An 11,828-nucleotide genomic window follows, 5' to 3' on the forward strand; every position below is an offset into this window, starting at 1 on the left:
GTCAGCGCGGCAGCCGTCCGTCGTGCAGCACCGCGTGCGGATCGAAGCGCGCACGCAGATCACGAAGCCGGGCGATCTCGTCGTCGGACCCGCAGCGCTCGAGGGTCTGTTCCGGTTCGAGGAAGGTCGCCACGGTCTGCGATGCCTCGTTCGGTCCCAGCAGCTCTCGGAAGGCCTCGAGACTCATCTCTCCCGGTTCTGCGGGCACTCCCGGGATCACCGGCACGAGAGCGTGCAACAGCCAGCCCACGGATTCGAGCGAGGCGAAGCCCTCACGCCGCGGTGCATCGAGAGCACCGCCGAGCATACGGATGTCGATGCCCATGATCGGCCACTGCTCCGGCAGCTCCCGGAATTCGAGGAGGGCGTCGATGGTCGCATCGTCGAGCACGCTGAGCGCCATCGATGCCCCACGCCCCGGCGTGGGATCCGTCGGCTCGTTCGAGGCGGCCGCGAGTGCCGCCGGCGACGTCGGCCCGGTGATCTCCCTGCGCACCGTCCCTGCCCGCCGTATGGTGTCGATCAGCTCCTCCTGCGGCCCGTCGGCCGACAGCGCCTGGACCGTGAGGAAGCTCCTTCCCCTGATCTCCTCCGGAAGCTGCGGGGCGTCCGGCATGCGCATCGAGTTGAGGAAGACGTTGAGCGTCGACGGAGCCGAGGCTGCGAGGTCGCGGACGGCACGGACCACCGCTGGGGCATCAGCGACGTCGAAGGTGAGGTTCGCCCCCCAGACGGCGGGTGCCCGCACCAGATCGATCTCGGTCGCGGTCACGATCCCGACGAGGCCGCCGGCGCCCCGCAGCGCCCACATGAGGTCGGCATCGGTGTCGTCGTCGACGCGCTCGTGCGTGCCGTCGGTGCGCAGCACCCACGCCGCGCGCAGGTTGTCGGACCCGAGACCCGCCGTACGGCTGAACCACGAGTGTCCGCCACCCAGTGTGTACCCCGCGACGCTCACCACGGGACTGGTTCCGGCAGGAGCGACCCACCCCGTGCCTTCGAGCGCCTCGACGACAGCTCCCCAGCGCACGCCGGTACCGACTCTGACGATGCCGCTTTCGAGGTCGACCTCCAGATCGTCGAAAGCACCCATGCGCACGAGCACGGTGCCGGCCAGGGATCCGGAGGCGCCATGACCACTCGGCTGGATCGCGAGCGGCGTGCCGGACTCGCGTGCCGCACTCAGCAGTGCACGGAGGTCGTCGACGTCGGCAGGTATCGCCACCGCATCCGGCCGCTGCTCGATCGCGAGATTCCACGGCTGTCGCGCTGCATCGTAAGCGTCGTCTTCGGGGAGGAGGAAGGTGCCGGTGAGTCGTTCCTGGAGCGCGACGAGCGCGGGGTGTGTGGGCATGACGCCACCGTACGATATCCCTCGGACATCGTCGATGGCGTCATGCGCCGCTCACTCGCCCGCGAGACCGCCGAGCATGTGGCCGAAGGAACGCCCCTCTCCCAGGTACGTCGCCGGATCGTACGGGTCGGCGACGGCGGTCGCCTCGCGTCGGGCGATCGCCTCCGCCAACTCCCTGGCCCCCTTCTCGACGCGCTTAGCGAGCGGCGCGACGTCGTCTCCCGCCCCACCCCAGTCGCTCGACGCCGCGAACACCCCGGTCGAGACGGGTTCCGCATGCAGATAGGCGAAGAGCGGGCGGATCGCGTAGTCGATCGCCAGCGAATGCCGCGCGGTGCCGGCGTTCGCACCGATCAGCACAGGCGTGCCGGTGAGGGCATCCGGGTCGAGCACGTCGATGAAGGACTTGAACAACCCCGAGTAGCTCGTCGAGAAGATCGGTGTCACCGCGATCAGCGCGTCGGCGGAGACCACCGTGTTGATCGCCGTCTCCAGGGCCGGCGGCGCGAACCCGGTGAGCAGGTTGTTCGTGATGTCGTGCGCATAGTCCCGCAGCTCGATCACGTCGACGCTCGCTTCGATGTCGTGCTCGGCGAGGGCTTTCACGGTCTCGGCCGCGAGTCGGTCCGCGAGCATCCGCGTGGACGACGGGTTCGACAGGCCGGCGGAGACCACGGCGATACGACGCACGGTCATGTCACGCCTCCGTGCGGCCGAGCCCGAAGGCTGCGCCTGCGGGGGCCGGGCTGTCCTGGTAGGGCGAATCGCCTGTCAGGTTGTCACCGCGGTTGGCACCGGGGCGCGCCTGACGGGTCGGACCGTCGCCGAACTCGGCCCTGACGCGTGCCGCGTGGGTCGGCGCGTCGGGCACGGCGGCGGGGCGGTCTTTCGCGAGCTCCTTGCGGAGCACCGGCACGACCTCGGAACCGAGGATGTCGAGCTGCTCCAGCACCGTCTTGAGCGGCAGACCCGCGTGGTCGATCAGGAAGAGTTGCCGCTGGTAGTCGCCGTAGTGCTCGCGCATCGCGGCGTACCGGTCGATCACCTGCTGCGGGGAACCCACCGTCAGCGGAGTCATCTCGGTGAAGTCCTCCATGCTCGGCCCGTGACCGTAGACGGGCGCGTTGTCGAAGTACGGACGGAACTGGTCCACCGCGTCCTGCGACTTCGCGGCCATGAACACCTGTCCGCCCAGACCCACGATCGCCTGTTCCCGTGTGCCGTGGCCGTAGTGCTCGAAGCGCTGGCGGTACAGCTCGATGAGGCGCTGGTAGTGCTCCTTGGGCCAGAAGATGTTGTTCGCGAAGAAGCCGTCACCGTAGTACGCAGCCTGCTCGGCGATCTCCGGGGTGCGGATGGATCCGTGCCATACGAACGGCGCGATCCCGTCGAGGGGGCGCGGAGTCGACGTGAAGCCCTGCAGCGGCGTGCGGAACTTGCCCTCCCAGTCGACGACGTCCTCACGCCACAGCTTGTGCAGCAGGGCGTAGTTCTCGATCGCGAGCGGGAGCCCCTGGCGGATGTCCTGACCGAACCAGGGATACACCGGACCGGTGTTGCCACGACCGAGCATGAGGTCCATGCGGCCGTCCGAGACATGCTGCAGCATCGCGTACTCCTCGGCGATGCGCACGGGATCGTTCGTGGTGATGAGCGTCGTCGACGTGGAGACGATCAGGCGCTCGGTCTGCGCAGCAAGCGCCGCGAGGAAGGTCGTGGGGCTGGAGGACCAGAACGGCGGGTTGTGGTGCTCACCGATCGCGAAGACGTCGAGTCCGACCTCTTCGGCGTGCACGGCGATCGCCGTGGTCGCCTTGATGCGCTCCTGCTCACTGGGGGTGATCCCGGTGGTGGGATCGCGGGTGATGTCGCTGACCGACATGATGCCGAACTGCATCGCCTGCGCGCCTGACTGCTCGCTCATGATTGCTCCGTGTCTCCGAACCGGACGACTCGCATCCCGTTCTATTCATTTGAATGTATCTGTGTCAACGCGCTCACTTCAACTTTATTCCCGGCCTGTAGCCTCGAACGATGAGCAGTGCCGGCGCCGACATCTCAGGGCCCACCACAGGATCGGTTCCCCGCAGGCGGAGACGTGTGCCGTTCTGGGACAACGCGCGCTACGTCTGCATCGTGCTCGTCGTGCTCGGTCACGCGATCCAGCGCCTGACGTACGACTCCGACATCGCCTTCGCGTTCTACCTCGCGTTGTACGCGTTCCATATGCCGGCGTTCGCCATCATCTCCGGCTACTTCTCGAAGTCCGGCTCGCCCTCCAAGACGCAGATGGCCAGGGTGATCACGGACATCCTGCTCCCCTACGTCATCTTCGAGACGCTGTGGACACTCACCAAATGGCTGGTCGAGGGCCAGGTCGATCCGAACATCACGAAACCGAGCTGGACGCTGTGGTTCCTCCTCGCGCTCGGGATCTTCCGGCTCGTGCTCCCGTACCTCGCACTTCTTCGGTGGCCACTGCTGTGGACCGTGGTCATCTCGGTCGGCGTGGGATACCTGCCGAACGTCGACAGCACGTTCTCGCTGTCCCGCACCCTGGGGCTCCTTCCCTTCTTCACGCTGGGCTGGTGGCTGCGCGAGCACGACATCGTCGACAGGTTCCGCCTCCTCGACTTCCGCCCCTGGTGGATCCGGGGCGGCGCCGTCGCGATCTTCGCTCTGGCCGGCTTTGCGGCCTGGAACTGGCTTCCGCTGTGGCAGGCGTCCGACCTGCGGCACTGGCTCTTCTACGAGGACTCCTATGCCGACCTGGGCGGGGAGCAGTGGTGGGCCGGCGGGGTGCGGATACTCCTGATGTTGCTCGCCGTCGTGCTCAGCGCCGCCTTCTTCGCCCTCATCCCACGGGGCGCCCACTGGTGGACGGCATTCGGCCAGTACACGATGTACGTGTTCCTCCTGCATTCGTTCGTGCTGTACCCCTTCCGCGAGAGCGGGATCCTGCAGAGCCTCGAGCCGACCTGGATCTGGCTCCCCCTCGTCACCGTGGCGTCAGTGCTGATCGCCCTCGCGCTGGCGACGAAGCCGGTCAGGTGGGTCTTCCGCCCGCTGGTGGAACCCCGCCCAGGGTGGCTCTTCGCCGACCCGGCGCTCGCCTCCAAGGAGGGGCGCCGGAACGACCCGACGGGCTCGCGGCGCCCGCGCCAGACCGGACGATAACCTCGAAGGTGTGAGCCGCGCACAGACCGTTCGAGACCGCATCGTCGAACGCATCGAGGAGACGGGGTTCGGCGCTCACGGGCTGCACGTCCGCGTCGCCACCGAGACCGCCGACCACCGCTGGACCGACGACGTGCGGGAGGACGTGCACTCCGTCGCGAAAGGCGTCTGCGTTCTGGCTGCGGGACTGGCCGCCGACGAGGGTGCGGTGTCGCTCGACATGCCCGTCGGCACGTACCTCCCCGGCTTCGAGCTGGGAGCTGGCGTCGAGGACGTCACGCTGCGGCACCTGCTCTCGATGACCAGCGGGATCGATCTGCCCTGGTCGGAGACGCTGATGACGGACTGGCCGGACCTCGCCCGCGAGTTCCTGCGACGCCCGTCGGGCGGACGGTCGTTCCAGTACTCGAACGCGAGCACGTACACCGCGATGACGGCGCTGGCCGCGCTAGTCGGAGACATCGGCGACTATCTCGTCCCCCGTCTCTTCGACCCGCTCGGCATCATCGACGTGGAGTGGGAGCGCAGCCCTCAGGGTCGCATCGTCGCCGGAGGCGGGCTCTCTCTGCGCACCGAAGAGCTCTCCCGTCTCGGACTCCTGATCAGAGATCGCGGGGTGTGGGAGGGCCGACAGCTGATCGCCCCAGGATGGATCGACGCGATGCACACGGAATGGCGGGTCGCCGGCGAGAGCGCGGGCTACGATCGCTACGCCCTTGCAGGGTGGGGCGGGCCGGGGCCGGCGTGGAGACTTCACGGCGCCTACGGCCAGCTGCTCATCTTCCTCGACGACGCGGTGGTCACGATCACGGCAGACGATCACTTCGGCGCGGATGCCATCGCCGCGTTCGCGGTGGAGGCGCTCACGAGCACACACGAGCCGTGACCGCTCAGGCGAACAGCCCGGCCCCTACGTAGGACCCCGGCTTCGCCCCCGCCGGCACCGCCCAGATGCCCGAACCGACGTGGCGGATGTACTCGTTCATGAGATCTGTCGACAACCGACGCTGCAGCGAGATGAACTGGGCAGGATCGCGCTGGTACGACAGGAAGAAGAGCCCGGCATCGAGGCGTCCGAGCGTGTTGTTCCCGTCGACGTAGTTGTAGCCGCGGCGGAGGATGCGGATGCCGTCGTTCTTCTCCGGATGCGCGAGACTCACGTGACTGTTCGCGTCGATCGCCTTGCTGTGGAAGTCCGGTGCCGTGAACTCGTCTCCGCCGGAGAGCGGTGCGCCCTCGCCCTTGTCCCGACCGATGATGGTGTCCTGCTCCGACAGGCGCACGCGGTCCCAGGTCTCGATGAGCATCGCGATCTTCCTGGCCACGAGGTAGGACCCGCCGGACAGCCACGCCGGTTCGTCCTTCTCCGATACCCAGACGTGATCGCCGAGCGCCTCGGTGTCATCGGCCAGGATGTTCGCGGTGCCGTCCTTGAACCCGAAGAGATTGCGCGGCGTCGCCTGCGTCGCCGTCGTGCGCGACGTCTTGCCGAATCCCAGCTGCGACCAGCGCAGCCGAGCCCGGCCGAAGGCGATGCGGCTGAGGTTGCGGATCGCATGCACCGCCACCTGCGGGTCGTCGGCGCAGGCCTGGATGCACAGGTCGCCGTGAGAGGTCTGCGGATCGAGATCGTCACCGAGGAACGCCGGGAGCCGTTCCAGCCCCGGGGGACGCTGCGCGGCGATCCCATAGCGGTCGCCGTCCTCGTTCTCGAAGAGTCCCGGCCCGAAGCCGAACGTGATCGTGAGCCCGGCGGCGGGAAGCCCCAGCGCCTCCCCCGTGTCGTCCGGCGGCGCTTCGGCCGGCCCACCGACCGCACCCGTCGCACTGACTTCGAGGCCCTGCGCCATGCGGGAGGCCGCGTACGACCAGTCCTGCAGCAACGAGATGAGGTCGTCGCGATCCGTGCGCGGCATCATGTCGAAGCTGGCAAAATGCAAATGGTCCTGCACCGGAGTGGTGATGCCTGCCTGGTGATCGCCGAAGAACGCGTATGCGGAATGCGCGTCCTCCGCCGCACGCGCCCGCCCGAGCGCGACGCCGCCGGCGAGACCCGCACCGGCGCCGACCGCGAGGCCCGCGACGCCGCCCCCGATGGCCAGGCCGAGCAGGCCCCGCCTGCTCAAACCGGCAGGAGCGGACGCCGCGCCCGTCGATGACTCTTCGGGTGCGGCATCCGCTTCTGGTTCGTTCACGTCCGTGATGGTATCCCGTAGCGTGCGGCTGATCAGTCGAGGACCGTGCTGGTGAGCTGCGAGAGCGGCTCGGCCAGAGCGTTGATCAGGTCGGTGAACTCGCGCTTGTCGGCCTCGGTCAGTTGCGAGTAGCCCACGAAGCCGTCGGCCAGCGAGCCGTGAGCCGCGAGAGATTCCTCGAGCGCGGTGTAACCCGACTCGATCTCCGCGACCAGAGCCTTCCCCTCGTCGCCCTGCGCGACGGCGAAGTCCTGCACGAGCGAGAACGCCATCTTCGACCCTTCGACGTTCGCGGCGAAGTCGTAGAGGTCGGTCCCGGACCACCAGTCCTCCTCCCCGGAGATCTTCCCGGTCGCGACCTCGTCGAGCAGCGCGATGGCGCCGTTCGAGATGCCGCCGATGCCCTGGTCGTCGAGGGCGGTGGTGAAGTCGTCGGAGTGCACGTAGTCGTAGAGCTCCTGCACGTCGGCGAGCAGCAGATCGCCGTAGTCGGCGCGCTCCTCCGGCGTGGACGGCGCCCAGTCCTGCCACGCGGGGGTCTCCCCGTCGGCGTTCAGCGCGTCCTGCGCCGGAACCCACAGGTCCTTCTCGATGCGGTGGAAGCCCGTCCAGTCCAGTCCTTCGGCGACGGCATCGACCTCGCGATAGTCGATGCGCGGGTCGAGGTCACCCAGCGCCTCGGCGACCGGCTCGATGCGCTCGTAGAACGCGCGGGTCTGCGGGAAGAGCGTGCGCGCGGTCTCGTCGTCACCGGACTCGTAGGCGGCGACGAAGTCCTCGACTGCGGGGACGAGCTGCCCGACCTGGTCCTTCACGAACGCACCGTAGAGGTCGACGGCCTTCTGCTTCTGCTCGGCGTCTGGACCTTCCACCGCGACGCGATCCCCGGTCACGGTGAACGCGGTCTTCCCCACGCCATCGCCGATCATCCCCGGCTTGCAGAGAGTGAAGTAGTCACCGGGCTGTGCGACGACCGTGAGCGTGCGCGAGGCGGCCGGCGCGATGTTCTCGACCTCGCCGACGATCCGGAGGCCGTCCGCTGCGAGGAGGTAGAACTCCGTGACCTGAGCGGTGTCGTTCTTGACGTTGAAGGTCAGGGTCCCGCTCTTCGCGGTCGCCGCGGAGACCGCGCAGTCGCTGTCGGTCGAGGAGACGTCGAAGGCCGCGGTGGCTCCGGCGTCGCTCTTCGCGACGCAGCCGCTCAGGACGAGAACCGCGGCGCCGGTGGCTGCCAGCGCCCCCAGGATCCGGTGCGAGGTGGTCATGCTGCTCCTTGTGGTGAGAGGGAGGGAGATTCAGACGAGGGCTCCGTCGGGTCCTGCGGCTTCGACGGGCGCTTCGAGCGGAGTCCGCGGACGTAGAGCCATCCGACGACGGAGATGTACGCGACCCAGGCGACGACCTGCATCCAGGTCATCGCGGGCATGAAGCCGACCGTCGCCTGCAGAATCGATGCGAGGGGGCCACCGGGAGCGATCGTCGCCGAGACGTCGAACGCCCACCCGAACGGGAAGGCGGCCCATCCGACAGCCACGCCGCCGGTCACTGCATCGATCGGTGCCAGCGCGGTGAACGGCCCGGGAAGCACACCGGCCTCCTGCAGATCCATCAGCGCGTAGGCGAGCACGCCGGCCGCGACGATCACGAGGAACCCGCCGGTCCAGGCGAAGAAGCGACGCAGATCGAGTCGCAGCGCACCGCGGGAGATCAGCCATCCGACGACCACGGCCGTGAGGAGCCCGAGCAGGGCGCCCATCAGCGCCGAGGGTGCGTCGCCGAAAGACTGGACCATCGACCACAGCAGCAGCGTCGTCTCGATGCCCTCTCGGGCGACGGACACGAAGCCGATCGCGATGAGCGCCCACAGGCCGCCGGCGGTGAGGGCGCGGTCGATGCCACCCTCCAGCGTCGCCTTCATGCTGCGCCCGGCCCGCTGCATCCAGAAGATCATCCAGGTCACCATCGCGACGGCGAGCAGCGACAGGCCGCCACCGATCAGCTCCTGCGCCTGGAACGTGAGTTCGTAGGCCCCGAAGGTGAGCACCGCGCCGATGCCGAGAGCCAGTGCGATCGCGAGTCCGACGCCCGCCCACATCTTCGGGAGAGCGTCCTGCCGTCCGAGACGACGGAGGTAGGCGACGAGGATGCCGACGACGAGTGCGGCTTCGAGGCCCTCGCGGAGCCCGATGAGAAAAGTGGCGAGCACGGAAGAACACTCTCTGGCGGTGACTGAGGTAAGGCAGCCCTTACCGAGGAGACTCTAGCACCGAGATCGACCTCCACCGCACACGAGGGACGGAAGTAACGGAGCGCAACACAGGATCCCACCCCGGTCGACGCGACGTAGCCTCGGTCCATGGCTGAACTCTCGCTCCCCATTCTCGACCTCTCCCAGCTCGACGAAAGCCCCGAGGCCGCGGCACGATTCCGCGACGACCTGCGGGCGGCGACCCACGACGTCGGCTTCTTCTACCTCACCGGCACCGGGATCTCCCCCGCACTCGAGGCACGGCTCCACCGGGCCGCCCTGGACTTCTTCGCCCTCCCCGAAGAGGACAAGCTGGCCATCGAGAACGTGAACAGCCCGCACTTCCGCGGCTACACGCGCATCGGCGGAGAACGCACCCAGGGGAAGGTCGACTGGCGCGAGCAGATCGACATCGGCCCCGAGCGCGAACCCGTCGACGACGGCCCCGCCTTCAACCGCCTCATCGGGCCGAACCTCTGGCCGTCGGCGCAGCCCGAGCTGCAGGATGTCGTGGCCGAGTGGCACGAGACCCTGTCCGAGGTCGCTCGCAAACTGCTGCGCGCCTGGGCCCAGACCCTCGGCGCCGACGAGTCCTACTTCGACGAGCACTTCGGCGAGCCGTCGACCCTCATCAAGATCGTCCGCTATCCCGGAACGCACGAACCAGAGCCTCAGCAGGGCGTCGGTGCGCACAAGGACTCCGGCGTGCTCACCCTCCTCTGGGTGGAGCCGGGCAAGGGCGGTCTGCAGGTCGAACGCGACGGCACCTGGGTCGACGCTCCCCCGGTGCCCGGAGCTTTCGTCGTGAACATCGGCGAGCTGCTGGAGTACGCGACGGGCGGGTACCTCAAAGCGACGAACCACCGCGTGGTCTCGCCGCAGGCACCGGACGAGCGGATCTCGATCCCGTTCTTCTTCAACCCCGCGCTCGACAAGCGGCTGCCCCTGATCGAGCTGCCCGAGGAGCTGGCCGCCGAAGCGAACGGGGTGACCGATGACCCGAGCAATCCCATCCACGCGCTCTACGGCGAGAACGCCCTCAAGTCACGCTTGCGCGCCCACCCGGATGTCGCCGCGATCCACCACGCCGACCTCGTGAACGCGCCCGCCTGACGCACGGGTCACAACTCCTGCCCGCCGCCGAGAGCGACGATCTGCCGGAGCGCCTGGAGGTGGGCCGCGAAAGCATCGCGGCCCGCCTTCGTCGAACGCACCCACGTGCGCGTGCGACCCCCGACGACGCCCTTGCGCGCGAGCACGTATTCCGCGGTCTGCAGGTGTGCGATCGCTTTACTCAACGGCGAATCACCACATTGGAGGATGTCGCGGAGCGCCGGGAAGTCGAACTCCATGCCGTCGCCGAGCGCGGCCATCAACGAGAACCGGATCGGCGAGGCGAAGTTGTCGTCCAGCTGCGTGCGCGGGTGCGGCCGGAACCCCGCCTCAGCCACGACCCTCCCGCCCCGGAACGAACGACACCAGGACGAAGAGCACGATCACGACGACACCTCCGACGACACCGGCGAGCCCCGATGCGCTGCCCCCTCCTCCCCCCAGCACGAGAGCCACAGGTATGACTGCCGCGAGCAAGAATGCCGCCACATGCGGCCACCGCCAGGAAGCACCGATGGCGGGAAGCCCGACGGGTGTGTTGAAAGCGACGATCCAGGCGAGGAGAACCAGCATCACCAGCAGGCTGATCACGCTGCGCAGCACATCGTCCGGCGCCCCCGCGAGCATGGTCAGCACGCCGAGAGCGACGCCGACGAGCAGGGTCCCCCATCGGATCGGAGCGGGCAGGGTGACCCGCGGAGGCCGCGGGGACCGCGCATCTCCGGCCGCGCGGAACAGCTGGAGCACGCCGTAACCGCCGATACCCACCAGGACTATGCCCGCGGGGATCAGCACGACGCCGACCGGGAGACCGGGATCCAACGCGACGAGACCGAAAACGACGACAGCGCCGACGAGAACCACGACTTCGCCGAGGATGAGCGGCCACCGGGAAGCGCTCCAGCGCCACTGCATCCCATTGCGTTGCGCCATCCCGCTCGCCAGCTGCCCCCACACCAGAAAGGTGAACAGGATCACCTGGGAGGCGAGGACATCGCTCTGCCGGAGGACGAGCGCGAACGCGACGAGATACCCGGCCGTGATCACCGCATTGGCGATCTGGAGCCCGGCGAGCGCACGTCGGTCGACGGCGCGGCCTCGGCGCTCCACCACCGCGTCCGCTGCGGCCAGATACCGGCGCGCGATGTCGGCATCCGGCGGCACGAGAGCGTCGTGACCGGGAATCGGCTTCTGCTGCATGTCGGGCCTCCCCCACTTTCCTTGTGGAAAGCTCTCTACTTTCCTATCGGAAAGCGAGTGGGGAATCAACCCTCGGACATGACGAAGGCCGCCCCACACCATGGGGCGGCCTTCTCAAGAATGTTCTGCGCGATTGAACGCAGGATCGCAGTGCCTTAGCGGCGGAGTCCGAGACGCTCGATCAGCGAGCGGTAGCGCGCGATGTCGATGTCCTGGAGGTAGCCGAGCAGACGACGGCGCTGACCGACGAGCAGGAACAGCCCACGACGCGAGTGGTGGTCGTGCTTGTGCTCCTTGAGGTGCTCGGTGAGGTCCTTGATGCGCTGCGTCAGCATTGCGACCTGCACCTCGGGGGATCCGGTGTCACCGGGGTGCGTCGCGTACTCTTCGATGATCGCCTTCTTGACGTCTGCTTCCAGTGCCATAGATTCGATCCCCTCTCTGCTTGTTGCGCGGCGCCCGACGCCTGATACGTGGGCTCTCTTTATCCGCGGCCGATCAAACGGCAACCTGACGAGTCTACCAGCCGACGACCGCCCTC

General features: G+C 68.1%; 12 protein-coding genes. 3 read left to right on the plus strand and 9 right to left on the minus strand.

What is annotated here, in order from left to right:
- Position 1 precedes the first annotated feature (1 nt).
- From GZ64_RS19405 to GZ64_RS0106355, 3 genes are read right to left on the minus strand one after another with little or no spacing between them, the layout of a single operon-like run.
- On the minus strand, positions 2-1,354 hold the full coding sequence (locus GZ64_RS19405; protein ID WP_051667864.1) for an FAD-binding oxidoreductase: 1,353 nt from the start codon (positions 1,352-1,354) through the stop codon (positions 2-4).
- A 51-nt stretch (positions 1,355-1,405) separates the two neighbouring features.
- Complete coding sequence (locus tag GZ64_RS0106350; protein WP_029259001.1) at positions 1,406-2,050, minus strand: FMN reductase; 645 nt, start codon at positions 2,048-2,050, stop codon at positions 1,406-1,408.
- A 1-nt stretch (position 2,051) separates the two neighbouring features.
- Positions 2,052-3,278, minus strand: a complete 1,227-nt coding sequence (locus GZ64_RS0106355; RefSeq protein ID WP_029265542.1) for an LLM class flavin-dependent oxidoreductase — start codon at positions 3,276-3,278, stop codon at positions 2,052-2,054.
- Between the two features lie 110 nt (positions 3,279-3,388).
- Between GZ64_RS0106355 and GZ64_RS0106360 the strand changes: the two genes are divergently transcribed.
- Together GZ64_RS0106360 and GZ64_RS0106365 are read left to right on the plus strand one after the other, a co-directional pair.
- Complete coding sequence (locus GZ64_RS0106360; RefSeq protein ID WP_029265543.1) at positions 3,389-4,531, plus strand: acyltransferase family protein; 1,143 nt, start codon at positions 3,389-3,391, stop codon at positions 4,529-4,531.
- A gap of 10 nt (positions 4,532-4,541) precedes the next feature.
- Positions 4,542-5,417 (plus strand): serine hydrolase domain-containing protein, encoded by an 876-nt coding sequence (locus GZ64_RS0106365; protein WP_029265545.1) that lies wholly within the window; start codon positions 4,542-4,544, stop codon positions 5,415-5,417.
- A gap of 4 nt (positions 5,418-5,421) precedes the next feature.
- Here the strand turns inward: GZ64_RS0106365 and efeB are convergent, their stop codons facing one another.
- Genes efeB through efeU form a run of 3 tightly spaced genes read right to left on the minus strand, consistent with a single transcriptional unit; the run spans position 5,422 to position 8,932 of the window.
- Positions 5,422-6,726 carry an iron uptake transporter deferrochelatase/peroxidase subunit gene (gene efeB / locus GZ64_RS0106370; protein ID WP_029265546.1) on the minus strand — a complete coding sequence of 435 codons (1,305 nt, stop codon included), beginning with the start codon at positions 6,724-6,726 and terminating at the stop codon, positions 5,422-5,424.
- Positions 6,727-6,758: 32 nt separating this feature from the next.
- Entirely contained in the window at positions 6,759-7,991 is a 1,233-nt protein-coding gene (efeO, locus tag GZ64_RS0106375) for an iron uptake system protein EfeO (RefSeq protein WP_029265547.1), read from the minus strand.
- On the minus strand, positions 7,988-8,932 hold the full coding sequence (gene efeU, locus GZ64_RS0106380; RefSeq protein ID WP_029265548.1) for an iron uptake transporter permease EfeU: 945 nt from the start codon (positions 8,930-8,932) through the stop codon (positions 7,988-7,990). Before efeU ends, efeO begins: the two co-directional genes overlap by 4 nt.
- 150 nt (positions 8,933-9,082) lie before the next feature.
- Here efeU and GZ64_RS0106385 point away from each other — a divergent pair, with 150 nt between their 5' ends.
- A complete protein-coding gene (locus GZ64_RS0106385; protein WP_029258995.1) occupies positions 9,083-10,087 on the plus strand; it encodes an isopenicillin N synthase family dioxygenase in 1,005 nt (334 codons plus the stop codon).
- Positions 10,088-10,095: 8 nt separating this feature from the next.
- Here the strand turns inward: GZ64_RS0106385 and GZ64_RS0106390 are convergent, their stop codons facing one another.
- From GZ64_RS0106390 to rpsO, 3 genes are all read right to left on the minus strand, one after another.
- Complete coding sequence (locus tag GZ64_RS0106390; protein WP_021198603.1) at positions 10,096-10,425, minus strand: transcriptional regulator; 330 nt, start codon at positions 10,423-10,425, stop codon at positions 10,096-10,098.
- On the minus strand, positions 10,418-11,287 hold the full coding sequence (locus GZ64_RS0106395) for a hypothetical protein (protein WP_029258994.1): 870 nt from the start codon (positions 11,285-11,287) through the stop codon (positions 10,418-10,420). Before GZ64_RS0106395 ends, GZ64_RS0106390 begins: the two co-directional genes overlap by 8 nt.
- 155 nt (positions 11,288-11,442) lie before the next feature.
- Positions 11,443-11,712 (minus strand): 30S ribosomal protein S15, encoded by a 270-nt coding sequence (rpsO, locus tag GZ64_RS0106400; RefSeq protein WP_017830938.1) that lies wholly within the window; start codon positions 11,710-11,712, stop codon positions 11,443-11,445.
- Positions 11,713-11,828: the final 116 nt, after the last annotated feature.

It is taken from the genome of Microbacterium sp. Cr-K32 (genome assembly GCF_000708345.1).
Taxonomy (GTDB): Bacteria; Actinomycetota; Actinomycetes; order Actinomycetales; family Microbacteriaceae; genus Microbacterium; species Microbacterium maritypicum_A.

Excerpts from the sequence above, each read along its gene's own strand:
- GZ64_RS19405 (WP_051667864.1), bottom strand. The coding sequence starts at position 1,354 with ATGCCCACACACCCCGCGCTCGTCGCGCTCCAGGAACGACTCACCGGC.
- GZ64_RS0106350 (WP_029259001.1), bottom strand. The coding sequence starts at position 2,050 with ATGACCGTGCGTCGTATCGCCGTGGTCTCCGCCGGCCTGTCGAACCCG.
- GZ64_RS0106355 (WP_029265542.1), bottom strand. The coding sequence starts at position 3,278 with ATGAGCGAGCAGTCAGGCGCGCAGGCGATGCAGTTCGGCATCATGTCG.
- GZ64_RS0106360 (WP_029265543.1), top strand. The coding sequence starts at position 3,389 with ATGAGCAGTGCCGGCGCCGACATCTCAGGGCCCACCACAGGATCGGTT.
- efeO (WP_029265547.1), bottom strand. The coding sequence starts at position 7,991 with ATGACCACCTCGCACCGGATCCTGGGGGCGCTGGCAGCCACCGGCGCC.
- GZ64_RS0106385 (WP_029258995.1), top strand. The coding sequence starts at position 9,083 with ATGGCTGAACTCTCGCTCCCCATTCTCGACCTCTCCCAGCTCGACGAA.
- GZ64_RS0106395 (WP_029258994.1), bottom strand. The coding sequence starts at position 11,287 with ATGCAGCAGAAGCCGATTCCCGGTCACGACGCTCTCGTGCCGCCGGAT.
- rpsO (WP_017830938.1), bottom strand. The coding sequence starts at position 11,712 with ATGGCACTGGAAGCAGACGTCAAGAAGGCGATCATCGAAGAGTACGCG.